The following is a 26,249-nucleotide window of genomic DNA, read 5'->3' on the forward strand; positions in this document are numbered from 1 at the left end:
TTACGCCGAATGGTGGCCCCCTATGCTCATCTTTGTGGAAAACTGCTTCTCGCCGCGCGCCGCAGCCTTCTTTGACCTGGACAAGACGGTCATTGCGAAGTCATCGACGCTGACCTTCAGCAAGTCCTTCTACCAAGGTGGGCTGATCAACCGCCGCGCCGTGCTGCGCACCGCGTACACGCAGTTCGTGTTCCTCGCCGGAGGCGCCGATCACGACCAGATGGAGCGGATGCGCGCGTACCTCTCAGCGCTCTGCAAAGGATGGAACGTCCAGCAGGTCAGGGAACTCGTCGCCGAGACCCTGCACGACCTGATCGACCCCATCATCTACGACGAGGCAGCGACCCTCATCGAGGAACACCACACCGCCGGACGCGATGTGGTGATCGTCTCGACCTCCGGCGCCGAGGTCGTCGAACCGATCGGGGAACTGCTGGGCGCCGACCGGGTCGTGGCGACCCGGATGGTCGTCGGTGACGACGGCTGCTTCACGGGCGAGGTCGAGTACTACGCGTACGGACCGACCAAGGCCGAAGCCGTCAGATCGCTTGCGGCTTCGGAGGGATACGACCTGACGCGCTGCTACGCCTACAGCGACTCCTTCACCGACGTCCCGATGCTGGAATCGGTCGGGCACCCGCACGCCGTCAATCCGGACCGAGCGCTGCGACGAGAAGCCACCCTCCGGGAGTGGCCGATTCTCGTCTTCGACCGTCCGGTCCGACTCAAACAGCGACTGCCGCTCTTCTCCATGCCGCCACGACCGGCCCTGATGGCCGCTGCCGCGGTGGGCGCGGCAGCTGTCACAGCCGGTCTGGTCTGGTACGCGTCCCGTCGTCGGGCCACCGCACTCAACTCCTGACCACAGGAAGCCTGCCAGCGGAGCACAGCAGACAAGAGCCACGCAGTGGGACCAACCAGATACACCACTGTCCCAATAGTTCGCTTTTGAAAGGGAATGCCAGAAAAGCGTGACCTTCGCTTTCGCTCGTGGCGGTGGAGGAGTACAAAGGACTTAACGGCCCGCGAGACCTGGGCTCCGCAAGGAAGCCTCACGCACAGAGGCCCCACGGACCGCGCACAAACGCCGAGCACCCACGTGACGTCGACCCGTCGATTACGGGCCAGCCACACCAGGCGCCGGGCAAAGACCCCGGCCTGATGGGTACGCATCGAGGACGCTTGGTAACTCGGCGGACGTGCCAGCGGCGGTACCGCTCGCGGTACCGCCGCATTTTCCGTCGGCCGGCGAGGAGGCCGCCGCACACTCCCCGGCGGGGCCGGGAGAACCGACCCGGGACACGAGGGGCGATGCCAGCCCCGCCTCGCCGCCTCCCGGACCGGGCCGAAGGGCGTGCCCCTCAGGCGGCCCCGCGCTGGAGCGCTTCGCACACCGCCGTCGACTCCCTGACCCCGAGCTCCACCGATCGCCCGCAGTGGGCGATCCAGGCAGCCATGCCTTCCGGCCTCCCCGAGAGGTATCCCTCGAACGCCGCGACGTACGCCGCCCGGCCCTGCTCCGCGTGGCCCACCTCCGCGGGACAGATCGACTTCGGGTCGAGGCCACTACCGACCAGCACGATTCGTTCAGCCGTGCGGGCGACCAGGCCGTTGTGTGACACGAACGGCCGCAGGGCCAGCAATTCGCCGTGCACGATCGCGGCCGTCACCAACGCCGGCGCCGAGCTCCCGGCCATCACCAGCCGCGAAAGCCCGTCGAGTCGCCCGGCCATCTCCTGAAGGCCCGGGACCGTCGCCTCGATCAGCGGCTCGTCGACCTGCTCCCCCGCCAGCCGGGGCCGCCCCACGGCGCCCTCGGGGGTCGACCCCCCTGCCGCGACGAGGTGCAGCCGGGCCAGTACCCGCAGTGGCGATTGCCGCCAGATGGAGAGCAACTGCCCGGCCTCCGCGGTCAGACGGAGAGCCGCGCCCATCGTGGCCGTCTCGCCGTCACCACGGAAGTCGGTGCGCCTGCGCACCTCCTCGAGATTCCAGTCGGCGCCCGACAGCGCCGCCGAACCACGAGCACCGCGCAAGGCGGCCTCAGCGGTCACCTCGTTACTGCGGCGCCGCATGACGCGGTGCCCGTAGACCCGGTCCACGGCCTTGCGTACGGAATTCACCGCATCCGCGACGCCCGGCAGGGCTTCCAGGGCGGACAGCGGGTCCGAGGAAGTCGTACTCATAAGTAGGGAGGCTACGCGCACAGCATGCGGATACGCCCCGCGAGTGGCCTTCTTCACCATCGGTGACCACTTTCAGCGATTGAGCGGCTACCCTAGGTGAACATGAAGATCGCTTTCGTGGGGAAGGGCGGCAGCGGCAAGACCACGCTGTCCTCGCTCTTCATCCGACACCTGGCCGCCAACGAGGCCCACGTCATCGCCGTGGACGCCGACATCAACCAGCATCTGGCTACGGCTCTGGGCCTCGACGAGCAGAAGGCCGCCGCTTTGCCGGCGATGGGCGCACAACTGCCTCTCATCAAGGACTACCTGCGCGGTAGCAACCCTCGTATCGCGTCCGCCTCGACAATGATCAAGACGACACCACCGGGTGAGGGTTCGCGTCTGCTCCGCGTGCGTGAGGACAACCCGATCCATGACGCCTGTGCGACCACGCTCCCGTTGGATCACGGGGACATCCGGCTCATGACTACGGGCCCCTTCACCGAGGCGGATCTCGGGGTGGCCTGTTATCACTCCAAGGTCGGAGCCGTGGAGCTGTACCTCAACCACCTGGTCGACGGCCCCGACGAGTACGTGGTGGTCGACATGACGGCGGGGTCCGACTCTTTCGCCTCAGGCATGTTCACCCGCTTCGACATGACCTTCCTGATCGCCGAGCCCACCTTGAAGGGTGTCTCGGTGTACCGCCAGTACAAGGAGTACGCACGTGATTTCGGGGTCGCCCTGAGGGTCGTCGGCAACAAGGTGCAGGGTCCGGACGACCTCGAATTCCTGCGTGCGCACGTAGGAGACGACCTCTTGTCCGGAGTCGGTCACTCCGACTGGGTCAGGACGATGGAGAAGGGCAGGCCGGCTCCGTTCGACCTGCTGGAGGCGGACAACCGCATGGCGCTTCAGACCCTCCAGAACGCGGCGGAGGACTCGTACGCGCAGCGCGACTGGGAGCGGTACACGCGCCAGATGGTGCATTTCCATCTGAAGAACGCGGAGAGCTGGGGCAACGAGAAGACCGGGGCCGACCTGGCTGCCCAGGTCGACCCGGCCTTCGTACTCCATGAGCACCTATGTCAGGAAGTCGGCGTCGACCAGCCGGTCTGACGAAGGACCCACCTGACGGACCGGAAACCGAAAGGCCGGCCGGATGGGCGTGCGGGCAGGCGCCTACCGGTCCGCGTCCCCGTCGGCGCCCTGGCCCGCCGACCGGCCCGCCGGCTCGGCGGGCCCGGAGCTGCCCGCGGACTTGCCCGGTGAACCGCCCGCGAGGAACGCCGTCCACCCCGGCTCGGGGGACTGACCGACCTTCAGTGTCCGGAGTCTGGCCAGCACGGCCGGATCCTGCGCGTCGAGCCAGTCGGCCAGCTGGCGGAAGGAGACACACCGAACGTCGGGCTGGGTGCAGACCTTCTTGATCGTCTCTTCCACGGCACGCATGTACGTGCCGCCGTTCCAGGACTCGAAGTGGTTGCCGATGATCAGCGGGGCTCGGTTGCCCTTGTAGGCACGGTCGAAGGCCTGAAGCAGGCCGTCCCGCATCTGGTTGCCCCAGTACGCGTGCCGGCCCGGATCCCCCTGCGTCGTGCCGGACTGGTTGAACATGAAGTTGTAGTCCATCGAGAGAGTCTCGAAGGCGCGTCCCGGCACGGGTACGAGTTGGAGGGGGAGGTCCCAGAGCCCGTTCTTCTTGGCGGGCCACAGTTGGTTGCCGACGCCACTGGAGTCGTAACGGAACCCCATCGTCCTGGCCGCCGCCACCATGTTCGCCTGCCCCTCGAGACACGGCGTACGGGCGCCGATCAACTCCTTGTCGTAGTCGAAGGGCAGCGGCGCTTCGCCCCGCAGGGCGGGCGTGTGGGTCTTCCAGCTCTTCACGAAGGACTTGGCCTGGCTGATCTCGCTCTTCCACTCCTCGACCGACCAGGTCCCGACGCCGCCGTCCGGCCCACAGAAGTGCCCGTTGAAGTGCGTCCCGATCTCGTTGCCCTCCAGCCACGCGGCGCGCAGCTCTGCCAGCGTGTCACGAATGCCCTCGGTGTCGTTGAAACCGATGTCGGACCGGCCCGGGGAGTGCTGGGGCGGGTCGTAGAGGGCCTTTTTGTCCTCCGGCAGTAGGTACACGCCGCTGAGGAAGTAGGTCATCTTCGCGTCGTACTTCTTGGCCACCTCGCGGAAGTGGGAGAACAGTTTCTGGCTGTCCTCCCCCGCGCCGTCCCAGGAGAAGACCACGAACTGCGGCGGCTTCCGGCCCGGTGCCAGGCGCGTGGCCGAAGGCAGCCGCGGCTGAACCCCGGTGTAGGCGGTTGAACCGTCACCGATCAACCTGACCGCCCCTTTGGGAGCAGCGGCAGGAGAACGTTCCTCCGAGCCAGGTGCCGCCCTCCTGCCCGACGTCGAACCGGCACCGTCCGGGACCGAGCAGCCGGCCAGGCCTCCCGCCAGCACCAGGGTCATAGCCACGGTTCTCACGGCGAGCCTCTTCTTTGCGGCCACCATCCGTCCACCCTCTTTCTTCCAGGAGTCGGGCTTCGTAGTGCCGATACGGCGCGGCCAACGTCGCACGCACTTGCCGGAAGATCGGTACGACACATCAGATGAAAAGCTGCTTAATCACCTGAAAGAGGTAGATAAGAGGCTATCTGCTCGAAAGCATGGACAGTTTTCTTTACTTAGCATTACGATTCATTTACCGAGAGTTGCCACATTCCACCGCTGCATGCCGTGACCCACGGCCGCGCCCCTATCGAACACGCGACCGCGCTGCCCCGGAGGAGAGGGACCATGCCTGCCTGTGCCCCTGCACGCAACGACCGCTCATCACGCAGTTCGCGCCCATCCCGCTCGTCGGGGTTCAAGCGACCGCACAGCCCGCCACCACCTGACGGTCACCGGTTCCGCGTCTCGGGTGCCGACCTGTCCGCGTCCATCACGGTCTTCCTGATCGCCGTTCCCATGTCGCTCGGTCTAGCCGTCGCCATGGGTGCCCCGCTCGCAGCCGGGCTGGTGTCCGCGGCCATCGGCGGTATCGTCGCCGGCCTACTCGGTGGCACGCCCCTTCAGGTCAGTGGTCCCTCCGCCGGGCTCACCGTGGTCACAGCCGAGTTGATCCAGTTGTACGGCTGGCGCACGACGTGCGCCATCACCGTCGGCGCCGGGCTGCTGCAGATCCTGCTGGGGTCACTGAGGGCGGCTCGCAGCGCACTCGCCGTCAGCCCGGCCATCGTGCACGGCACTCTCGCGGGCATCGGTGTGGCCATCGCGCTCGCCCAGCTGCACGTGGTGCTGGGTGGCACCCCCCAGAGTTCCGCCCTCGACAACGCCTGGGCACTGCCCGCCCAGTTGGCACGCATCAGCCCCGCCGCACCAGCCGTCGGAGCACTGACCATCGCCCTGCTCGTCCTGTGGCCGCGACTGCCCGGACGCCTCGGAGGAGCACTCGGCAGAATTCCCGCCGCGCTCGTCGCCGTCGGGGTCGCGACGGCCGTCGCAGCCGTGGCCATGCCCGGGATCGCCCGGGTCGACCTCCCCTCCTGGAGTTCGCACGCCTTCGGCGAACTGCCGCGCGGTCCTGTGGCGGCCCTCGCCACCGCGGTGTTCACGGTCATGCTCGTGGCCAGCCTGGAATCGTTGCTCGCCGCCGTGTCCGTGGACAAACTGGCTGCCGATCGTGCATCCGCCATCGCCAGGGACGGGGCGACTCCGTCCTTGCCCGTCAAACGTTCCGACCTCGACAGGGAACTTCGCGCCCAGGGCATCGCCAACGTGTTGTCCGGGGCGCTCGGCGGGCTCGCCGTATCCGGGGGCGCCGTCAGGAGTTCGGCCAACGTGCGGGCCGGAGCGACGGGCCGGGCCGCCACCGTGCTGCACGGGGTCTGGATGTTGCTGGCTGCCGCGCTGCTCGTCACGGTGCTCGAGTGGATTCCGCTGGCCGCCCTTGCCGCCCTCGTCATGGTGGTGGGGATCCAGATGGTCAACTTCGCCCACATCCGCAACGTCCACAGACACCGCGAGTTCGTGGTCTACGGGGCCACGATCAGCGGGGTGATCACCGCGGGCGTGCTCATGGGCGTGGCCGTCGGGATCCTGGCGGCAGTGGCCATCGCCCTCCAGCGCCTCGCCCGCACGCGCATCACGGTCACCGAGGAGGACGGCCGGTATCTGGTCTCCGTGCGCGGGCAGCTGACCTTCCTTGCGGTCCCCCGGCTCAGCCGGCTGCTCAACCACCTGCCGGTGAGTGCCGACGTGATCCTGGAGCTGGACGGGTTCTTCATGGACCACGCCGCGTACGAGACCATCCAGGACTGGTACACCGCCCGGACCTCCATCGGCGGCAGGACCATCCTGACCGGGCGCGCGGGGGGCCGGATCGCCGAGCCCGGGTCGGCCGCCCACAGCTGCTGCCGCCCATGGACGCCATGGCGCAACCACCACTGTCACGAACTGGCCGCGCACACCGCCGACGACGCCACCCGACCTGGCAACGCGACCGACCGCACCATCGGCGTCCCCCTGGCGAAAGCGACCCCCCAGGACGCCTTCGGTGCAGCGGCGATGATTGCCTCAGCGGCCATCACGCCCGGCAGACCGAGCCGGCACCGGTTGCTCAGCGGGCTCAGTTCGTTCCAGCGCACCACCGCGCCGCTGGTCCGTGAGGAGCTGGCCCGGCTCGCGACCGAGGGTCAACGCCCCTCCCAGCTGTTCATCACGTGCGCCGATTCCCGCCTGATCACCAGCATGATCACGGCGAGCGGTCCGGGCGACCTCTTCACCGTGCGTAACGTCGGGAACCTCGTGCCGCCTCCGGAAGCCGACAGCGCGGAAAACAACGACGACTCCGTGGCTGCCGCGATCGAGTACGCGGTGGATGTGCTGGGGGTCGAGTCCATCACGGTCTGCGGACACTCCGGGTGCGGGGCCATGCAGGCCCTGCTGGATGCCCCGCCGGAGGCACCGGTGACTCCGCTGTGGCGGTGGCTGCGGCACGGCCGGCCGAGCCTGGAGCGTATGGGCTCCCGGCACCACTCCTGGGCCCGGATCGCCGGGCGTCTGCCCACGGACGCGGTGGAGCAACTCTGCCTGACCAATGTCGTGCAGCAACTGGAACATCTGCGCGCGCACGACTCGGTGTCGCGCCGACTCGCCGCCGGAACCCTGCAGTTGCACGGCATGTACTTCCACGTCGGCGAAGCACAGGCCTACCTGCTCACCGAGGGTGCCAGTGCCGGGACGGGACCTGACGAGGTGTTCGCCAGGGTCGCTCCCTGGGCCGAATACGAGACCGACCCCCATGCGCCGCCGAGTGCACAGTCCCGCACATCCCCCACTCCCGCGGCGGCGCGCGAGGTGCCCGACACCGCGGTCGGCGTCTGAACCTCCCCCGCTCCCCGTCCGTGAGACCTTGTGGTTCCGCTTCCGCGCCGCAGGAAATGCGCGTGGAAGCGGAGCCCCATACACGAAACACAGGTCTAAACCAATTCCCGGCAGACACTTGTCACCTGGCCCGCAGCCTGATGAGCTGTCCTCCGGGACACAACGGACACCCTGGGAATGGGAGATGTCGTGAGCAACGAAAGCCTGGCCAATCTGCTCAAGGAGGAGCGGCGGTTCGCACCGCCTGCCGATCTGGCCGCGAACGCCAACGTGACAGCGGAGGCGTACGAACAGGCCGCTGCGGACCGGCTGGGCTTCTGGGCCGAGCAGGCCCGCCGCCTGACCTGGGCCGCGGAGCCTACCGAAACGCTCGACTGGAGCAATCCGCCCTTCGCCAAGTGGTTCGCGGACGGCAAGCTCAACGTCGCCTACAACTGCGTGGACCGGCACGTCGAGGCGGGTAACGGAGACCGGGTCGCCATCCACTTCGAAGGTGAGCCGGGTGACAGCCGTTCGATCACCTACGCCGAGTTGAAGGACGAGGTGTCGAGGGCGGCCAATGCCCTGACGGAGCTCGGTGTCACCAAGGGCGACCGGGTCGCCGTCTACCTGCCCATGATCCCCGAGGCCGCCGTGGCCATGCTGGCCTGCGCCCGCATCGGCGCCGCGCACTCGGTCGTCTTCGGCGGTTTCTCCGCGGACGCCATCGCCGCCCGCATCCAGGACGCGGACGCCAAGGTCGTCATCACCGCCGACGGCGGTTACCGCCGGGGCAAACCGTCCGCGCTCAAGCCGGCGGTGGACGACGCCGTCTCCCGCTTCGAGAGCGTCGAGCACGTCGTCGTGGTCCGGCGCACCGGGCAGGACACCGCCTGGACCGAGGGCCGGGACGTCTGGTGGCACGAGATCACCGGCCGGCAGTCCGCCGAGCACAAGCCCGAGGCCTTCGACGCCGAGCAGCCCCTCTTCATCCTGTACACCTCCGGGACCACAGGTAAGCCGAAGGGCATCCTGCACACCTCGGGGGGCTACCTCACCCAGGCGGCCTACACCCACCACGCGGTCTTCGACCTCAAGCCCGAGTCGGACGTGTACTGGTGCACCGCCGACATCGGATGGGTGACGGGCCACTCCTACATCGTCTACGGGCCGCTGGCCAACGGGGCGACCCAGGTCATGTACGAGGGCACCCCCGACACCCCGCACCAGGGACGGTTCTGGGAGATCGTCCAGAAGTACGGCGTCACGATCCTCTACACCGCGCCGACCGCGATCCGTACGTTCATGAAGTGGGGAGACGACATCCCCGCCAAGTTCGACCTGTCGTCGCTGCGCGTCCTCGGTTCGGTGGGTGAGCCGATCAACCCGGAGGCGTGGATGTGGTATCGCAAGCACATCGGCGCGGACAAGTGCCCTGTCGTGGACACGTGGTGGCAGACCGAGACCGGTGCGATGATGATCTCGCCGCTCCCCGGTGTCACCGCGACCAAGCCCGGTTCGGCGCAGCGCGCCCTGCCCGGCATCTCCGCGACGGTCGTCGACGACGAGGCTCGCGAGGTCCCGGACGGCGGGGGTGGTTACCTCGTGCTGACCGAACCATGGCCGTCGATGCTCCGCACCATCTGGGGAGACGACCAGCGCTTCCTCGACACCTACTGGTCGCGTTTCGAGGGCAGGTACTTCGCGGGTGACGGCGCCAAGAAGGACCAGGACGGCGACGTGTGGCTGCTGGGCCGTGTCGACGACGTCATGCTCGTCTCCGGGCACAACATCTCGACGACGGAGGTCGAGTCGGCCCTCGTGTCGCACCCCGCGGTCGCCGAGGCGGCCGTGGTCGGAGCCAACGACGCGACGACCGGCCAGGCCATCGTCGCGTTCGTGATACTGCGCGGCACCGCCACCACCTCCGAGGAGCTCGTCGCCGAGCTCCGCAACCACGTCGGCGCCACGCTCGGCCCGATCGCGAAGCCCAAGCGGGTCCTGCCGGTCGCCGAGCTGCCGAAGACCCGATCCGGCAAGATCATGCGCCGCCTGCTGCGCGATGTCGCCGAGAACCGCGAGCTCGGTGACGTCACCACGCTGACCGACTCCTCGGTCATGTCCCTGATCCAGACGCAGCTGCCCTCGGCGTCCTCCGAGGACTGAGCGCTCGCAGACGTACGACCCCGAGGGGCGCCCGGCAACAGGCCGCGCGCCCCTCGGTGCGTGCGGCGCCCGCCCGTCCACTGCTTCCAGGGGTCTACCCCCCGCCTCACCCCGGGCGGAGCCCTCGGGTAGGTGCACCGCCCCACCCCCTGGCGGAGCCGCCTCGAGACAGCCACCTCACCCGGGGCGGATCCGCCGTGGACACACCCGCCGCACCCGGGCGGAGCCGATGGGCGGAGTCCGGTATCCGGGTAGAGTGGTGACTTCTGCGACAGGGCGGGTCCGCCGGTCGACACAACTCCACACACATCTCCACAGGGGCGCCGGGAAGTCTGGTCGGCATGTGCTTCGCCATGCCATAGCTGCCGTTCCCCGACCGGAGGTCCCCCGTGGCCGCGCCCCCTTCCCAGCCGCCTCGCCCCACCCTGTTCGGCAGGCTCTCCCTGCCCGAGCGGAACTTCGTCGCCGATGCGCTCCGTGCCGAGACGGTCGGCGGCGTCCTTCTCCTGGTCGCTGCTGTCGCGGCACTGATCTGGGCGAACACCTTCGGCTCCAGTTACGCGGCCGTCAGCAGCTTCCACTTCGGTCCCGAAGCACTGGGGCTCCACCTCTCGGTGGCCCACTGGGCGGCCGACGGCCTGCTCGCCGTGTTCTTCTTCGTCGCGGGCGTCGAACTCAAGCGTGAGATGGTCGCGGGCGAACTGCGGGACCCCAAGGCCGCCGTCCTCCCCGTCGCCGCGGCACTGTGCGGAATGGCCGTCCCCGCCGTCGTCTACACCCTGACGGTGGTGGTGGGCGGGGGGTCCAGGGCCGGCTGGGCCGTGCCCACCGCCACCGACATCGCGTTCGCGCTCGCCGTCCTGGCCGTCATCGGTGCGTCGCTGCCATCGGCGCTGCGCGCCTTTCTGTTGACGCTCGCCGTGGTCGACGACCTCTTCGCCATCCTGATCATCGCGATCTTCTTCACCGACACCCTCGACTTCTTGGCCCTCGGGGGGGCGGTCGTCGGCCTGGCCGTCTTCTACGTGCTGCTGCGCGCCGGCGTCCGGGGCTGGTACGTCTACCTGCCGCTCGCCCTCGTCATCTGGGGGCTGATGTACAACAGCGGCGTGCACGCCACCATCGCCGGCGTGGCCATGGGCCTCATGCTGCGCTGCAGTCGTCGGGAGGGCGAGTCGCAATCCCCTGGTGAGCGCGTCGAACACCTGGTACGCCCGCTGTCGGCCGGCATCGCCGTGCCCCTGTTCGCACTGTTCTCGGCGGGTGTCACCCTCAAGGGCGATGCTGTGGCCGGCGTGTTCACCAGGCCGGAAACGCTCGGCGTGGTTCTCGGCCTGGTCGTCGGGAAGGCCGTCGGCGTTTTCGGCGGCACATGGCTGGTCACCCGGTTCACCAAGGCCCGGCTGAACGAGGATCTGGCCTGGGCGGACGTGTTCGCCCTGGCCGCGCTCGCAGGAATCGGCTTCACCGTTTCGCTGCTCATCGGTGAGCTCGCGTTCACGGGCGACGAGGACATGATCAACGAAGTCAAGGCCGCGGTTCTCCTCGGTTCGCTGATCGCCGCCGTACTCTCCGGTGTACTGCTGAAACTCCGGGTACGCAGGTACCGGGCCCTGTACGAGGCGGAGGAGCTCGACGAGGACCGGTCGGGTGTGCCCGACGTCTACGAACAGGACGACCCGGACTATCACCTGCGGATGGCCGCCCTGTACGAGGGGAAGGCGGCCGAGCACCGCCGCCTTGCCGAACAGGCGGGGGGAGCGAGCGGCAAGCCGGACAGTCCGGCATGATCTGACATCGGATGTACGGAAGAGGAGAGGGAGTCAGGGATGAGCGACCCCAGCAACTATGCGGGCAGCACCGACCGTAGTCTCGGGCAGCTGTTCGCTTCGGCGACCGCCGAGATGTCGGCGCTGGTGCACGACGAGATCGCCCTGGCCAAGGCCGAGGTGCGGCAGGACGTCAAACGCGGCGCCATCGGCAGCGTGGCGTTCATCGTCACCGGTGTGCTGCTCCTGTTCGCGATTCCGATGCTGAGCTTCGCGGCGGCCTACGGGATCCACAACCTGGGGCTCGGCCTGGCCTGGTCGTTCCTGATCGTGGGTGGCGCGTTCATCCTTCTGGGCATCCTGCTCGCCCTGTTCGGCCTCGCCAAGTTCAAGAAGGTCAAGCCGCCGGAGAAGTCCATCGCCTCCGCCAAGCAGACCGCGGCTGTCCTCCAGGGCGTCAAGCCGCACCCCCGCCCCGCCGTCTCCGCCCGCGCGATCGAGCGCGCGCAGGGGAGCACCCTCGCGGACAAGGCCATCGAGAGCCGCCCGGTCCAGGACGAGGCGAGTTCTGTGGCACGCTCATCGACATGACCGTTCCCGATATGAGCGCAGCCGGCCCCACGGTGCCGTTGGGTCCGGCCGCCGGGACCGGTGGCCCGGTCCGCCTCGACGGCCCCTGGACCCACCGCGACGTGGCGGCGAACGGTGCCCGTTTCCACATCGCGGAGCTCGGTGACGGGCCGCTGGTACTGCTGCTGCACGGCTTCCCGCAGTTCTGGTGGACCTGGCGCCACCAGATCACGGCACTGGCCGACGCCGGTTTCCGTGCCGTCGCGATGGATCTCCGGGGCGTGGGCGGCAGTGACCGCACGCCCCGCGGTTACGACCCCGCCAATCTGGCGCTCGACGTGACCGGCGTGATCCGGTCGCTCGGTGAGCCGGACGCGGCACTCGTCGGACACGACATGGGCGGTTACCTCGCCTGGACCGCCGCTGTGATGCGTCCGAAGCTGGTACGCCGGCTGGCGGTGTCGTCGATGCCCCATCCGCGTCGCTGGCGCTCATCGATGCTCTCCGACGTGGCGCAGTCGCGGGCCGGTTCGCACATCTGGGGCTTTCAGCGGCCGTGGGTTCCGGAGCGTCAGCTGGTGGCGGACGAAGCCGCGTTGGTCGGACGGCTCATCCAGGGCTGGTCGGGTCCCCGCACTTCCGAATTCCCCGATGACGCGGCCCTGGACGTCTACCGGCGGGCGATGTGCATCCCGTCGACGGCGCACTGCTCGGTCGAGCCGTATCGCTGGATGGTGCGCTCCCTGGCCCGTCCTGACGGCATCCAGTTCAACCGGAGGATGAAGCGGCCGGTGCGCGTACCGACGCTGCACCTGCACGGTTCTCTCGATCCGGTGGTCAGGACCCGCAGTTCCGCGGGTTCGGGGGCCTACGTCGAGGCGCCCTACCGATGGCGACTTTTCGACGGTCTGGGTCACTTCCCCCACGAGGAGGATCCGGCCGGTTTCTCAGCCGAACTCATCAACTGGCTCAAGGATCCCGAGCCGGATCGGTAGCCGTGTAAAACAGGTGTCCGACGGGCGGCGACTTGCCTGCCGCATAGGCCGATTGGCTGACTCGCGCGCGATTACCGACCTTGGGTCAGGGGCAGACGTCGGGTATGGGCTGGACGCGCGACTTCACTGACGCAGCACGCAACCGCCGCTCGACCGCTCCTGATGGTCCGAGCGTTCACGAGGGGGGCGGCTCCCTGAGCCGGGTGCACGATGTGAGCGAGTTTCATGATCTCCGGTTGGGCATTCCGCGCATCCTCCACCGTCGGGCACGCTGGGTGTCGGCGCGGCTGCGCCATCCCCGGACGTGACGCGCGGGACGCCCGCCGGCTCGGCGGAACGTCACGACCGGTACGGATGCACGGAACTCTGCGCCGTCGGGTCGGCCGGTGTGCCGAGGTACCCGGGGCACGGACGGGGCGCCACCGGGGCGACACGGCCTACAGCGCGCAGCCCTGGCTGTCGACCTGCTGGACAGCGGACCTGCCGAGATCGATGTCCTCCCGGATCTCATCAGCCGTGAGGGCGTATCCGGTGTCGGGGTCGTCGAGCGACTTGGCGAAGACCACGCCGTACACCCTGCCGTCGGGTGTGAGCAGCGGGCCGCCGGAGTTGCCCTGACGGACTGTCGCGAACAGGGAGTACACGTCGCGCTGCACGGTGCCGCGGTGGTAGATGTCCGGTCCTCCGGCGTCGATGCGGCCACGGATGCGGGCGGAGCGGACGTCGTAGCCGCCGTTCTCCGGGAAGCCGGCGACGATGGCGCCGTCACCGGTCGCGGCGTCGTGCTCCGTGTCGGTGAAGCGCAGCGGCTCGGCGTCGAGGTCGGGGACGTCGAGCACGGCGATGTCACGCTGCCAGTCGTAGAGGACGACCCTCGCGTCGTGGAGCCGGCCTTCGCCGCCGATCTGGACCGTCGGCTCGTCGACCCCGCCGACCACGTGTGCGTTGGTCATGACCCGGCGGTCGGAGAAGACGAACCCGGTGCCCTCGAGCACCTTGCCGCAGCCGGGTGCCATGCCGACGACCTTGACGATGGATCTCTTGGCGCGGGAGGCGACAGGGCTGCCGGCCAGCGCCGGGTCGGGCGCCTGGACCTCGGTGATGGGTTCGTTGTCGAAAGGGCTGAAGACCTGTGGGAAGCCGTTCTGCGCGAGGACGGACGAGAAGTCCTTGAACCAGCTGGACGCCTGGTCCGGCATGACGCGGTCGACCCCCAGCAGGACCGATGAGTTGCGGACCGCCCTGCCGACCGTCGGCAGCGTGGTCTGTGCCAGCAGCAGACCGAGCAGCCAGCCGACCAGCAGCATGGCCACCACGTTCACCAGGGCGCCTCCGGTCGCGTCCAGGGCCCGCGCCGGTGACCACGTGATGTAGCGGCGGAGCTTGTTGCCCAGGTGGGTGGTGCACGCCTGGCCCACGGAGGCACACACCACCACGATCACCACGGCGACGATCGCGGCCGTCGAGGAGACCTCCGACCCGTCGGTCGTCTTGTCCCAGATCACCGGGAGCAGGTAGACGGCCACCAGGCCGCCGCCCAGGAAGCCGATCACGGACAGGATGCCGACGACGAAACCCTGGCGGTAGCCGATCACCGCGAACCACACGGCGCCGACCAGCAGCAGGATGTCCAGCACGTTCACCGTCTATTGCCTCGCAGATTCGTCACCTGGCCCGTCCGGTTCGACGGGGTCCGGGCCAGGCCCGGAACAGCGCAGCACGGGTCAGCCTGTCATGCGCGCCAGTCGAGCGGCACCTGCCTGTCCCGGTCCCACGGGCGTTCCCAGCCCGCGTAGTGGAGGAGGCGATCGATCACGCCGGCCGTGAAGCCCCAGACGAGTGCGGATTCGACCAGGAATGCCGGGCCCTGATGGCCACTCGGGTGCACGGCCGTCGCGCGGTTGGCCGGATCCGTGAGATCCGCCACGGGGACGGTGAAGACCCGGGCGGTCTCGGCCGGATCGACCACTCCGACCGGGCTGGGCGTCCGCCACCAGCCGAGGACGGGCGTGACCACGAAGCTGCTCACCGGGATGTACAGCCGTGGCAGCACGCCGAAGATCTGGACACCCGCGGGATCGAGGCCGGTCTCCTCCTCCGCTTCCCGCAACGCCGCTCTGAGCGGCCCGGTGGTCCCCGGGTCGCCGTCCTCGGGGTCGAGGGACCCGCCGGGGAAGGACGGCTGGCCGGCATGGGAGCGCAGGCTGCCCGAGCGCTCCATCAGAAGGAGCTCCGGACCGCGTTCGCCCTCGCCGAAGAGGACGAGGACTGCGGACTGGCGGCCCGCACCACTCTCCGGAGGCAGGAACCGGCTGAGCTGCTGCGCGCGGACGCTCCCCGCGGCCCGGGCCACGGGGCCCAGCCAGCCGGGCAGGCCCTCGGTCGAGACGGTGATCGCGCTGTCGTCCGGCATTCCTGGATCCCTGGTGGCCGCCTCTCGTGCGGTCCTCGTGCTCTGTACGTCCGTCATGGGCACCCCCGTCGCTCCCAACGCCTGCCGCCGGCCATTTCGTTCCGAGCGGTGCCGTCGGGCACGCTCGCGGGGCCGCCGCTCACGCGGCTCCCGAAGGCGGGGCAGGCCTGCCCGGATAGTCCGGAGGCGGACTGAGCCGCTGGCCCGGGTAGCCGCCCATCTCGTACTTCAGAAGCTTCTTCGCCTTCTCCGGGTCCGTCTCGCCCTCGCCGTACGCGGGGCAGAGGGGTGCGATCGGGCAGGCACCGCAGGCGGGCTTACGGGAGTGGCAGATGCGCCGGCCGTGGAAGATGACGCGGTGGGACAACATCGTCCAATCGCTCTTGGGGAAGATCGCGGCGATGTCCGCCTCGACCTTCTCCGGGTCTTCCTGCTCGGTCCACTTCCAGCGGCGGACGAGCCGCCCGAAGTGGGTGTCCACGGTGATGCCGGGCACGCCGAACGCATTGCCGAGCACGACGTTCGCCGTCTTGCGGCCGACGCCGGGCAGTGTCACGAGGTCTTCCAGGCGGCCGGGTACCTCACCCCCGAAATCGTCCCTGAGCGAGGCCGACAGGCCCATCAGCGAGCGGGCCTTCGCCCGGAAGAACCCGGTCGGCCGGATGATCTCCTCCAGCTCCTCGGGGACGGCGGCCGCCATGTCCTCGGGGCTCGGGTAGCGGGCGAAGAGGGCGGGCGTGGTCTGGTTCACCCTCAGGTCGGTGGTCTGGGCGGAGAGGACCGTGGCCACGAGCAGCTCGAACGGATTGCGGAAGTCCAGCTCGGGATGCGCGTACGGATAGACGTCTGCGAGCTCGCGGTTGATCCGGCGGGCACGGCGGACCATGGCCAGGCGTGACTCGGGCTTCGCGCCGCTCCTCGCCGGCCGTGCCGCCCGCGACGCGGCGTCCGGCCGGCCTCCGCCGGCTCCGGCACCGGCGCCCTTCGCGGACGGCGCCGCGCTCCGGCCCTGTGGCGCCTCGGTCGACCCCTTTGCGGCTTTTTTCCGGCTTCGCGGGGCCTGTTCGCCCACAGCGGAATTCTCGTCCTCGGACACCCCATCAGCCCCCTTGGCCTGCGCTCTCACCGGCTTCCCGGACACTCCGCCAGCCTAGAGCCACGGACCGACATCCGCCCCGGTCATCGCGCATCCATGCCCGATCGGCCCCCTGCCGTAGGGTCCGGCACGCCCGTGCGTCAAACTGGTTTGTGATCGATCGCACTGTTTTACCGTCCGGCATCATGGGGACCACGCTTCCCTGAACAGGCCGACAAGGAGAGAACTCGTGGACGACGTTCTGCGGCGCGCCCCGCTTTTCGCGGCGCTCGATGACGAGCAGGCCGCGGAGCTCCGCGCCTCGATGAGTGAGGTGACCCTCGCGCGCGGTGACGCGCTGTTCCATGAGGGCGACCCGGGGGACCGCCTCTACGTGGTGACCGAGGGCAAGGTGAAGCTCCACCGCACGTCCCCCGACGGCCGGGAGAACATGCTGGCCGTCCTCGGACCCGGCGAGCTGATCGGGGAGCTCTCGCTCTTCGACCCGGGCCCGCGCACCGCCACCGCGACGGCGCTCACCGAGGTCAAGCTGCTCGGCCTCGGCCACGGCGACCTCCAGCCCTGGCTGAACGCGCGCCCCGAGGTGGCCACCGCGCTGCTGCGCGCCGTCGCCCGCCGGCTGCGCAAGACCAACGACCAGATGTCCGACCTGGTCTTCTCCGACGTGCCGGGCCGGGTCGCCCGTGCGCTCCTGGACCTGTCGCGCCGCTTCGGCGTGCAGTCCGAGGAGGGCATCCACGTCGTGCACGACCTGACCCAGGAGGAACTGGCCCAGCTGGTGGGCGCCTCCCGCGAGACGGTCAACAAGGCCCTCGCGGACTTCGCGGGCCGCGGCTGGCTCCGCCTTGAGGCACGGGCCGTGATCCTGCTGGACGTGGAGCGGCTGGCGAAGCGGTCGCGCTGACGCCCTGCGCACGGCCGCTTCGCGAGGCCCCGCCGGACTGCGGGGCCTCTCGCGTTCCGGTGACCCGGACGGCGGTGACAGCCCGGACCTACTCGCCCGGCCGGATCAGTCCGTGCTCGGCGAGGTACTCCAGCTGGGCCCGGACCGAGAGTTCCGCCGCGGGCCACAGTGAGCGGTCGACATCGGCGTAGACGGCCGCCACGACCTCCCCGGGCGTGCGGTGTCCCGCCTCCACGGCCGTTTCGACCTGGGCCAGCCGGTGGGCCCGGTGGGCCAGGTAGAACTCGACGGCGCCCTGCGCGTCGTCCAGCACGGGGCCGTGCCCGGGCAGGACGGTGGCGACCCCGTCGTCGGTGGTCAGCGAGCGCAGCCGGCGCAGCGTGTCCAGGTAGTCGCCCAGCCGCCCGTCCGGATGCGCGACGACCGTCGTGCCCCTGCCGAGGACCGTGTCGCCCGTCAGCACCGCGCGGTCGGCGGGGAGGTGGAAGGACAGCGAGTCCGCGGTGTGACCCGGGGTGGGCACCACCCGGAGTTCGAGACCGCCCGTGGTGATCACGTCTCCCGCCGCCAGCCCCTCGTCCCCGAGTCGCATGGCGACGTCCAGGGCGCGCACCTTCGTGCGGGTGAGCTCGGCGAAGCGCGCGGCGCCCTCCGCGTGGTCCGGATGGCCGTGCGTCAGCAGGGTGAGACCGACGCGCCGCCCGGCACGCTCCGCGGCGGCGGCGACGGCCCGCAGGTGCCCGTCGTCGAGCGGCCCCGGATCGATCACGACCGCCAGGTCCGAATCGGGCTCGGCGACGATCCAGGTGTTCGTGCCGTCCAGTGTCATCGCGGAGGCGTTGGGTGCGAGGACGTTGACCGTACGGGCCGTGGCGGGGCCGGAGAGGACTCCGCCCCGAGGCTGCCCTGGCAGTGCCACGGCGTCGCTCATGGCGTGCCCCCGTCCGCCCGGCCGGGGTCCCCCGTACCGGACGCCTCCCCGGCCGCAGCCGGTACGTGCTTGGTGAACTCATCGTGTCCCGGCCAGCTCAGGACCAAGGTGTCACCCTCCATACGGGCTTCTGCCAGCACCGGGGCGAGGTCCTGGGCATCCGCTGCCTCCAGGGCCCCGGCGGCCGTCCCGTACGGCCTCAGCGCCCGCAGGGTGGCCACGGTCGGCGGCATCATCAGCAGTTCACCCCGGTCGTAACCGCCGAGGGCGTCCCCGGGGCGCATCCAGACGGCCCGGTCGGCCTCGGTGGAGGCGTTCCGGGTGCGCTGGCCTTCCGGGAGCGCGGCCACGAAGAACCAGGTGTCGTACCTGCGCGGCTCGAACTCCGGAGTGATCCAGCGCGCCCACGCGCCCAGCAGGTCGGACCGCAGCACGAGGCCACGGCGGTCCAGGAAGTCGGCGAAGGACAGCTCGCGGGCGACGAGGGCCTCGCGGTCGGCCTCCCAGCCCGCACCCGTGGTGTCGCTCACGACCGACGCGGCGGTCGGCCCGGCCAGTAGGACGCCCGCCTCCTCGTACGTCTCGCGGACCGCCGCGCAGACGACGGCCTGCGCCTCGGCGGCCGTGTCGAGGCCCAGCCGCTCGGCCCAGCTCTCCAGGGGCGGCCCGGCCCATGCCACGAGGTGGTCGTCGTCGCGCGGGTCGACCCCGCCACCCGGATAGGCGTACGCGCCGCCGGCAAAGGCCATCGAGGTCCGCCGCCGGAGCATGTGGACGGCCGGGCCCCGGTCGTCCGCCCCCGGAAGGCCGTCGCGCAGCAGCATCACCGTGGCCGCGCGCCGGGGGGTCACGGCCTCCAGGCCGCCGCTGGCGAGGGCCCGGATCCGGGCGGGCCATTCCGGTGGGTACCACTGACCGTTGGGCATGGCCCGGAGGCTATCCGGAACCGCGCCGATGTTCGAGACCGGCCGGTGCACGAGGGCGGGGCGGCCGTTCGGTCCGCGCTGCCGCCCCTGACGCGCGCGATCCCGCCCCACCGGGAAGGGCGGCGGGGCGGGATCGGCGTGACGTACGGCTCAGTCCTCGACGAGCTCGACCTGGATCTCGATCTCCACCGGTGCGTCCAGCGGGAGCACCGCCACGCCGACGGCGCTGCGCGCGTGCACACCCCTGTCGCCCAGGACGGCACCCAGCAGCTCGCTCGCGCCGTTGACGACGGCGGGCTGTCCGGTGAAGTCGGCGGCAGAGGCGACGAAGCCCACGACCTTCACGACGCGGGCGATCCGGTCCAGGTCACCGGTGACCGACTTCACGGCGGCCAGGGCGTTCAGCGCGCAGGTTCTCGCGAGCTCCTTCGCCTCGTCCGGGGTGACCTCGGCGCCGACCTTGCCGGTCACGGCGAGCTTGCCGTCCACCATCGGCAGCTGGCCGGAGGTGTACACGTACACCCCCGAGCGCACCGCCGGCTGGTACGAGGCCAGCGGCGGTACGACAGCCGGCAGCGTCAGTCCGAGCTCGGCGAGCTGTGCCTCTACGGCGCCCGCCACTACGACTTCTCCCGCTTCAGGTAGGCCACGAGCTGCTCGGGGTTCGGGCCGGGCACGACCTGGACCAGCTCCCAGCCGTCCTCGCCCCAGGTGTCCAGAATCTGCTTGGTCGCGTGCACGAGAAGGGGCACGGTCGCGTATTCCCACTTGGTCATGGGCCGACTGTAATGCCTGGCACAGGCGGCCTCGTGCGTAGCCTGCCCGCGGACTGGTTAGGCTCGAAGACGTGAGCAGGTTCCAGGTCGTCAGCGGCAAGGGCGGTACCGGTAAGACCACGGTCGCCGCCGCCCTCGCGCTCGCCCTCGCGGCCGAGGGCAGGCGCACGCTCCTCGTCGAGGTCGAGGGCAGGCAGGGCATCGCCCAGCTCTTCGGGTCGGAGGCGCTCCCCTACGAGGAACGCCGGATCGCCGAGGCCCCGGGGGGCGGGGAGGTCCACGCGCTGGCGATCGACGCGGAGCGCGCGCTGCTGGACTACCTCCAGATGTTCTACAAACTGGGCAGCGCCGGCCGGGCGCTCAAGAAGCTCGGCGCGATCGACTTCGCCACCACCGTCGCGCCCGGGGTACGGGACGTGCTGCTGACCGGCAAGGCGTGCGAGGCCGTGCGCCGCAAGGACAAGCAGGGCCGCTTCGTCTACGACCACGTGGTCATGGACGCACCGCCGACCGGCCGCATCACCCGTTTCCTCAACGTCAACGACGAGGTGGCGGGGCTTGCGCGGATCGGCCCGATACACAATCAGGCCCAGGCCGTGATGCGCGTCCTGAAGTCCCCCGAGACCGCGGTCCACCTGGTGACGCTGCTGGAGGAGATGCCGGTCCAGGAGACGGCGGACGGCATCGCGGAGCTGCGCGCCGCCGAGCTGCCCGTGGGCCGGATCGTGGTGAACATGGTGCGGCCCCACCTGCTGGACGAGGACGCGCTCCGCACGGCGTCGGGGGCCCGTCGCAAGGAGCTCGCCAAGGCTCTGACCCGGGCCGGCGTGACCGGCTCGGCGGGGCTCGTACGCCCCTTGGTCGAACAGGCCGCCGAACACGCCCAGCGCGTGGGCCTGGAGCGCGAGCAGCGCGCGGTGCTGGCCGGACTGGGACTTCCCACGGCCGAGCTGCCGCTGATGGGCGAGGGTATGACCCTGTCCGGCCTGTACGACCTGGCGGCCGAGATCCGTAAGCAGGACATGGGTGACGGGGCGGCCGACATCGCGGAACACACGGCCGGGGACGGGAGGGGGCGCGGCCCGGGGGGACGAGGCTCCGGACGCGGCGCTTCCGGAGGAGGGGCGGGGTCATGACACCGGGTACGGACATCACGCCGGGACCGCGGGACGGCGACGCACCGGCCCCCGGCACGGACACCACGCCGGTGCCTGGCACCGGCACCGCGCCGGGTCTCGACACGGACGCGTTGCTGGACGACCCGGGGATCCGGATCGTCGTGTGCTGCGGCTCGGGCGGGGTCGGCAAGACCACGACAGCTGCGGCGCTGGGTGTGCGGGCGGCCGAGCGAGGCCGCAAGGCCGTCGTCCTCACCATCGACCCGGCCCGCCGTCTCGCCCAGTCGATGGGCATCGACCGGCTCGACAACGTCCCGCGCCGGGTCGAGGGGATCGACGGCGCCGGCTCGGGCGAACTGCACGCCATGATGCTCGACATGAAGCGCACCTTCGACGAGACCGTCGAGGCGCACACGGATCCCGAGCGGGCCCGCGCCATCTTGGAGAACCCGTTCTACCAGTCGCTCTCCGCCGGATTCGCCGGTACGCAGGAGTACATGGCGATGGAGAAGCTCGGGCAGTTGAGGGCGCGGGACGACTGGGACCTGATCGTCGTCGACACCCCGCCCTCCCGTTCGGCTCTCGACTTCCTGGACGCGCCGAAACGTCTCGGCTCCTTCCTGGACGGCAAGTTCATCCGGTTGCTGATCGCCCCGGCGAAGATCGGCGGGCGGGCCGGGATGAAGTTCCTCAATGTCGGTATGTCGATGATGACCGGGACGCTCGGCAAACTGCTCGGCGGTCAGTTCCTCAAGGACGTACAGACGTTCGTCGCGGCGATGGACTCCATGTTCGGCGGCTTCCGCACCCGGGCCGATGCCACGTACAAGCTGCTGCAGGCACCCGGCACGGCTTTCCTCGTGGTGGCGACGCCCGAGCGGGACGCGCTGCGTGAGGCCGCCTACTTCGTCGAGCGACTGGCCGCTGAGGAGATGCCCCTGGCCGGCCTGGTCCTCAACCGGGTGCACGGCAGCGAGGCCGCCCGGCTCTCCGCGGAGGGGGCGCTCGCGGCCGCAGAAAATCTTGACGGTGTCGGCATTGTGGATCAGACGGCCGGGAAGGCTGGCTCTGGTGACCCGGCGGGCGCGCCCGCCGTCACCCCTCCCGAAGCCCCTGAGACACCGCTCTCCCCCGAGCCGCGCGACCGAACACCCGGCGCACCCGATCCGCTGGACAAAACCGCACAGGAAACCGACCCGCAGGCACAGCTCCGACCTCACGACGACCGGCCCACGCCGCCCGAACGCCCGGCGGACGGGGAAGCCGCCCCGGTCACCGACACCGTCTCCGTCTCCGTCGACCAACTCGCGGCGGGCCTGCTGCGGCTGCACGCCGAGCGGATGCAGGTCGTCGCCCGTGAGCGGCTGACACGTGACCGCTTCACGACGATGCACCCGGAGGTCCCGGTCGCCGAAGTGGCCGCCCTGCCCGGCGACGTGCACGACCTCACCGGCCTTCGGGCCATCGGGGAACGGCTCGCGGCCGCTTCCGCGCCGGATGGACCGTAGGAGCGGTCCGGAGGCTGCCACGGCGACGTCGCCCTGCGGCGGTCAGGTCGCGGCCGTCCTCACCCCCACGGGGCGATCTTCCGCGCCGGCGCACGTCGCGCCCGTGCTCAGCCCCATGACGACCGTCGGCCGAGGTGGCGCAGCGTCCCGCACACGCTCACCCCACGGCGGCCAACGTCTCGTGCAACTCGTCGTCGTCGAGGCCCACGGCCGCGGGCAGCATGCCCGTGGACCGCTCGTACTCGCCGCGCGCGGTCTCCAACAGCCGGCGCCATGACGTCACGGTGGGCCGGCGGCGCAGCAGCGCCCGGCGCTCCCGCTCCGTCATTCCGCCCCACACGCCGAACTCGACGCGATTGTCCAGCGCGTCGGCCAGGCATTCGGTCCGCACCGGGCAACCGGTGCACACCGCCTTGGCCCTGTTCTGCGCTGCCCCTTGTACGAACAATTCATCCGGATCGGTAGTGCGGCAGGCTGCCTGCGCACTCCAGTCGGTTACCCAGCCCATCCCGGCGCCGTCCTCTCCCGAATCGAGGCTCCCCCACGGCGGCAACGGCATATTCACCGCTACCAGTTGAGGACGTTACGGAAGGTGGCGACAGCACAACACCCCCTTCGGGCCCAATCTTGAATGGCCCGAACGGACTATGCGTACGCGGCAGATCACCCAGAGGAGTGATGCGGAGACATGCGGGGCCTTCCCGACTGAATCGGGGCAGAGCGCCCAAGTCGCAATGGACAAACAGTGACACATGAGGCGAATTCGGGAGCGCCTCGGATGTGGCTGAATTGCGCGAGAGCCGTGCACAGGGGTTGATACGCGATCGGACTGCTGTGACAGTTGAAAGCAGCTTAGGCCAACGCCTGCCCGCCTGTCCGGCGAATGGGAAGCCGGCCGCACAGTCCTGTTGCGGTCCGGTCGGGAACCACACCCCACACCGGCCGGCGGGACACGGCGCGGTGCCGGCCGATGCCCGTGGGCACGCGTGCCCGTGTGCCCGTCGGGTGCCTGCCTGACGTCGGTGGAGGCGGATGCCAGGGACGGGTCCGGCCGGGAGGAGGGGGCCCCCGGATGTCACGATCCGGCACTGGAACACCGCGTGAGGCGCCTGCTCCCCCGGAACGCCGCCACCCACGGATTAGGCTGCCCTCATGCCAAAGAAGCGCTCAGGCGGGGGTCTCAGCACGACCCAGCAGGCCGCCAAGTTCCTCGGTGTCGCCGCGCTCTCCGGGGCGGTGCTGGCCGGCATCGCACTGCCGGCCGCCGGGGCACTGGGACTCGCAGCCAAGGGGACGGTCGAGGGATTCGACGAGATCCCGTCCAACCTCAAGACCCCACCGCTGAGCCAGCGGACGACGATCCTGGACAAGGAGGGCGGTGCGATCGCCACCGTCTACTCGCGCGACCGCACCGTCGTCCCGCTCAAGGACATGTCCCCGTACATGCAGGACGCGATCGTCGCGATCGAGGACTCGCGCTTCTACGAGCACGGAGCCGTGGACCTCAAGGGCATCCTGCGCGCGATGAACCGCAACGTGCAGGCGGGCGGAACCGCCCAGGGCGCCTCCACCCTCACCCAGCAGTACGTGAAGAACGTCTTCGTCGAGGAGGCGGGCGACGACCCGGACAAGGTCGCCGAAGCCACCCAGCAGACCCTGGGCCGCAAGGTCCGTGAGCTGAAGTACGCGATCCAGGTCGAGGAGGAGCTCGGCAAGAAGAAGATCCTGGAGAACTACCTCAACATCACGTTCTTCGGGCAGCAGGCCTACGGCGTCGAGGCCGCCTCCCAGCGTTACTTCTCCAAGCACGCCAAGGACCTGAAGCTCGAGGAGGCCGCGATGCTGGCCGGCCTCGTCCAGTCGCCGACCCGCTACGACCCGGTCAACGACAAGGAAGAGGCGACCAAGCGCCGCAACACGGTCCTGCGGCGTATGGCCGCCGTCGGTGACATCTCTCAGGACGAGGCCGGCAAGGCCATCGCCGCCCCGATCGAGCTCAAGGTGAAGAAGCCCAGGAACGGCTGCATCACGGCCGTCAGCGGTTCGGGGTTCTTCTGCGACTACGTGCGCAAGACCATCCTCTCCGACCCCGTCTTCGGCAAGACCGAGGAAGAGCGCTCCAAACTCTGGAACCTCGGTGGCCTGACGATCAGGACCACGCTGTCCCCGCGCGCCCAGGAGGCCGCGAACGAGGCCGCCACCTCCAAGGTCGACAAGGACGACAAGGTCGCCGCTTCGGTGGTGCAGGTCGAGCCGGGCACCGGCAAGATCCTGTCGATGGGCCAGTCCCGCCCGTACGGCCTGGACCAGAAGCAGCACGAGACGGTGCTCAACCTCGCTGTCAGCAACAAGATGGGCGGCAGCACCTTCGGCTTCCAGGTCGGGTCGACGTTCAAGCCCATCACCGCGGCGGCCGCCCTGGAGAAGGGCATCAGCCCGGCGCAGACCTTCGACACCGAGTGGAAGACCTCCCTTCCGCTCAACACGTACAGGACCTGCGACGGCGGCCCCGCCGGCGGCGGTGACTGGTCGGTGCAGAACGAGCTGGAGTCCGAGAAGGGCTCCTTCGACATGACGAGCGCCCTCGGCAAGTCCATCAACACCTACTTCGCGATGCTGGAGCAGAAGGCCGGCCTCTGCGAGACGCTCACGATGGCCAAGAAGGTCGGTTACCAGCGCGGCAACGGCAAGCCGCTCACGGAGAACCCCTCCATCACGCTGGGTACCACGGAGAGCACCCCCCTCGCCATGGCGTCCGCGTACGCCGCGTTCGCCAACCGCGGCACGTTCTGCACCCCGATCGCCATCGAGTCGATCAAGGACACCAACGGCAGGAAGCTGAAGGTGCCGGCGTCCAGCTGTTCACGGGCGATGAGCGAGAACACCGCGGACACGATCAACCAGATGCTCAAGGGGGTCGTCGAGGACGGCACCGGCACCCAGGCCGGACTCAGCGACCGCGACAACGCGGGTAAGACGGGTACGACCGAGAACCGCGTGGACGCCTGGTTCGTCGGCTACACGCCGAACCTGTCCACAGCGGTGTGGGTCGGTGCCGACATCGGCAAGAAGGTGCCGATGTACAACATCAACATCGGCGGCCGGTACTACGACAAGGTCTGCGGCGGCTGCCTTCCGGGTCCCATCTGGAAGACCGCGATGACGGGTGCGCTGAGTGCCTCGGAGACCCCTTCCTTCCACCCGATCACGGTGCCGCGTGCGAAGCCGAAGCCGGACCCGGAGAAGGACAAGGGCCGCGATGACGACGGTGGCGGCAACGAGAAGCCCGGACAGGACCCGATCGGCGGGATCACCTTCCCGCCGGGCGTCATCGGCGGCAACGACGGCGGCGCACGCGGCGGCAACGGCGGCAACGACGGTGGTGCGCGGGGCGGCAACGGTCCCTGACCGTCCGGCTCCCCGCGAGGGACCGAAGGACCCCGCGGGCCGCACGCCCGTGAACGGCGAGGCGGGGGGGGGGGGGGCGCCGCGGGCGCCCCCCCCGCCGGGGCGCCCGGGCGGCGGCCGCCCGACCCCCCCCCCCC

The 26,249-nt window shown here is 69.9% G+C and carries 22 protein-coding genes; 12 read left to right on the forward strand and 10 right to left on the reverse strand.

The genetic code is table 11. The features are described from left to right. Positions 1 to 22 precede the first annotated feature (22 nt). Positions 23 to 862 (forward strand): HAD-IB family hydrolase, encoded by an 840-nt coding sequence (locus ABZ371_RS02230; RefSeq protein ID WP_358672680.1) that lies wholly within the window; start codon positions 23 to 25, stop codon positions 860 to 862. 499 nt (positions 863 to 1,361) lie between these two features. Here the strand turns inward: ABZ371_RS02230 and ABZ371_RS02235 are convergent, their stop codons facing one another. Then, a complete protein-coding gene (locus ABZ371_RS02235) occupies positions 1,362 to 2,186 on the reverse strand; it encodes an oxidoreductase (RefSeq protein ID WP_358672681.1) in 825 nt (274 codons plus the stop codon). 96 nt (positions 2,187 to 2,282) lie between these two features. Between ABZ371_RS02235 and ABZ371_RS02240 the strand changes: the two genes are divergently transcribed. After that, positions 2,283 to 3,287: an ATP-binding protein gene (locus ABZ371_RS02240; protein WP_358672682.1), complete on the forward strand. Its 1,005-nt coding sequence runs from the start codon at positions 2,283 to 2,285 to the stop codon at positions 3,285 to 3,287. A gap of 63 nt (positions 3,288 to 3,350) precedes the next feature. Here ABZ371_RS02240 and ABZ371_RS02245 read toward each other — a convergent pair whose 3' ends face one another. After that, positions 3,351 to 4,679 carry a hypothetical protein gene (locus ABZ371_RS02245; RefSeq protein WP_358672683.1) on the reverse strand — a complete coding sequence of 443 codons (1,329 nt, stop codon included), beginning with the start codon at positions 4,677 to 4,679 and terminating at the stop codon, positions 3,351 to 3,353. A gap of 285 nt (positions 4,680 to 4,964) precedes the next feature. On the opposite strand from ABZ371_RS02245, the gene ABZ371_RS02250 reads away from it, so the two are divergent. From ABZ371_RS02250 to ABZ371_RS02275, 6 genes are all read left to right on the forward strand, one after another. After that, positions 4,965 to 7,553 carry a SulP family inorganic anion transporter gene (locus ABZ371_RS02250; protein WP_358672684.1) on the forward strand — a complete coding sequence of 863 codons (2,589 nt, stop codon included), beginning with the start codon at positions 4,965 to 4,967 and terminating at the stop codon, positions 7,551 to 7,553. Positions 7,554 to 7,730: 177 nt separating this feature from the next. Next, on the forward strand, positions 7,731 to 9,698 hold the full coding sequence (gene acs / locus ABZ371_RS02255; protein WP_358672685.1) for an acetate--CoA ligase: 1,968 nt from the start codon (positions 7,731 to 7,733) through the stop codon (positions 9,696 to 9,698). A 389-nt stretch (positions 9,699 to 10,087) separates the two neighbouring features. Continuing rightward, positions 10,088 to 11,488: a Na+/H+ antiporter NhaA gene (gene nhaA, locus ABZ371_RS02260; protein WP_358672686.1), complete on the forward strand. Its 1,401-nt coding sequence runs from the start codon at positions 10,088 to 10,090 to the stop codon at positions 11,486 to 11,488. Between the two features lie 39 nt (positions 11,489 to 11,527). Further along, on the forward strand, positions 11,528 to 12,058 hold the full coding sequence (locus ABZ371_RS02265) for a phage holin family protein (RefSeq protein WP_358672687.1): 531 nt from the start codon (positions 11,528 to 11,530) through the stop codon (positions 12,056 to 12,058). Beyond that, entirely contained in the window at positions 12,055 to 13,032 is a 978-nt protein-coding gene (locus tag ABZ371_RS02270) for an alpha/beta hydrolase (protein ID WP_358672688.1), read from the forward strand. Before ABZ371_RS02265 ends, ABZ371_RS02270 begins: the two co-directional genes overlap by 4 nt. 104 nt (positions 13,033 to 13,136) lie before the next feature. Then, positions 13,137 to 13,340: a hypothetical protein gene (locus ABZ371_RS02275; RefSeq protein ID WP_358672689.1), complete on the forward strand. Its 204-nt coding sequence runs from the start codon at positions 13,137 to 13,139 to the stop codon at positions 13,338 to 13,340. A gap of 129 nt (positions 13,341 to 13,469) precedes the next feature. Here the strand turns inward: ABZ371_RS02275 and ABZ371_RS02280 are convergent, their stop codons facing one another. From ABZ371_RS02280 to nth, 3 genes are all read right to left on the reverse strand, one after another. Then, the gene (locus tag ABZ371_RS02280) at positions 13,470 to 14,675 is read right to left on the reverse strand and encodes a MarP family serine protease (protein ID WP_358672690.1); all 1,206 of its coding nucleotides are present in this window, start codon (positions 14,673 to 14,675) and stop codon (positions 13,470 to 13,472) included. Between the two features lie 89 nt (positions 14,676 to 14,764). Continuing rightward, positions 14,765 to 15,445: a CoA pyrophosphatase gene (locus tag ABZ371_RS02285; RefSeq protein ID WP_358672691.1), complete on the reverse strand. Its 681-nt coding sequence runs from the start codon at positions 15,443 to 15,445 to the stop codon at positions 14,765 to 14,767. A gap of 139 nt (positions 15,446 to 15,584) precedes the next feature. Beyond that, a complete protein-coding gene (gene nth / locus ABZ371_RS02290; protein ID WP_358672692.1) occupies positions 15,585 to 16,541 on the reverse strand; it encodes an endonuclease III in 957 nt (318 codons plus the stop codon). Between the two features lie 229 nt (positions 16,542 to 16,770). On the opposite strand from nth, the gene ABZ371_RS02295 reads away from it, so the two are divergent. Continuing rightward, the gene (locus tag ABZ371_RS02295; RefSeq protein ID WP_014046869.1) at positions 16,771 to 17,445 is read left to right on the forward strand and encodes a Crp/Fnr family transcriptional regulator; all 675 of its coding nucleotides are present in this window, start codon (positions 16,771 to 16,773) and stop codon (positions 17,443 to 17,445) included. Positions 17,446 to 17,533: 88 nt separating this feature from the next. Here ABZ371_RS02295 and ABZ371_RS02300 read toward each other — a convergent pair whose 3' ends face one another. The 4 genes from ABZ371_RS02300 to ABZ371_RS02315 form a co-directional block, all read right to left on the reverse strand. After that, positions 17,534 to 18,376 (reverse strand): MBL fold metallo-hydrolase, encoded by an 843-nt coding sequence (locus ABZ371_RS02300; protein ID WP_358672693.1) that lies wholly within the window; start codon positions 18,374 to 18,376, stop codon positions 17,534 to 17,536. After that, the gene (locus ABZ371_RS02305) at positions 18,373 to 19,302 is read right to left on the reverse strand and encodes an NUDIX hydrolase (protein WP_358672694.1); all 930 of its coding nucleotides are present in this window, start codon (positions 19,300 to 19,302) and stop codon (positions 18,373 to 18,375) included. Before ABZ371_RS02305 ends, ABZ371_RS02300 begins: the two co-directional genes overlap by 4 nt. Positions 19,303 to 19,452: 150 nt before the next feature. Further along, positions 19,453 to 19,923, reverse strand: coding sequence for a RidA family protein (locus ABZ371_RS02310; RefSeq protein WP_358672695.1), 471 nt, complete (start codon positions 19,921 to 19,923; stop codon positions 19,453 to 19,455). Further along, positions 19,923 to 20,078: a DUF4177 domain-containing protein gene (locus ABZ371_RS02315; RefSeq protein WP_176101022.1), complete on the reverse strand. Its 156-nt coding sequence runs from the start codon at positions 20,076 to 20,078 to the stop codon at positions 19,923 to 19,925. Before ABZ371_RS02315 ends, ABZ371_RS02310 begins: the two co-directional genes overlap by 1 nt. Positions 20,079 to 20,149: 71 nt before the next feature. On the opposite strand from ABZ371_RS02315, the gene ABZ371_RS02320 reads away from it, so the two are divergent. Together ABZ371_RS02320 and ABZ371_RS02325 are read left to right on the forward strand one after the other, a co-directional pair. Continuing rightward, positions 20,150 to 21,214, forward strand: coding sequence for an ArsA-related P-loop ATPase (locus ABZ371_RS02320; protein WP_358672696.1), 1,065 nt, complete (start codon positions 20,150 to 20,152; stop codon positions 21,212 to 21,214). Next, entirely contained in the window at positions 21,211 to 22,704 is a 1,494-nt protein-coding gene (locus ABZ371_RS02325; protein ID WP_358672697.1) for an ArsA-related P-loop ATPase, read from the forward strand. The genes ABZ371_RS02320 and ABZ371_RS02325 overlap by 4 nt, the downstream gene beginning before the upstream one ends. Before the next feature lie 157 nt (positions 22,705 to 22,861). Here ABZ371_RS02325 and ABZ371_RS02330 read toward each other — a convergent pair whose 3' ends face one another. Beyond that, positions 22,862 to 23,212, reverse strand: a complete 351-nt coding sequence (locus ABZ371_RS02330) for a WhiB family transcriptional regulator (protein WP_358672701.1) — start codon at positions 23,210 to 23,212, stop codon at positions 22,862 to 22,864. A gap of 644 nt (positions 23,213 to 23,856) precedes the next feature. On the opposite strand from ABZ371_RS02330, the gene ABZ371_RS02335 reads away from it, so the two are divergent. Beyond that, the gene (locus ABZ371_RS02335) at positions 23,857 to 26,112 is read left to right on the forward strand and encodes a transglycosylase domain-containing protein (RefSeq protein ID WP_358672698.1); all 2,256 of its coding nucleotides are present in this window, start codon (positions 23,857 to 23,859) and stop codon (positions 26,110 to 26,112) included. Positions 26,113 to 26,249: the final 137 nt, after the last annotated feature.

The sequence above is a fragment of the Streptomyces sp. NPDC005899 genome (assembly GCF_040629645.1).
Lineage (GTDB): Bacteria > Actinomycetota > Actinomycetes > Streptomycetales > Streptomycetaceae > Streptomyces.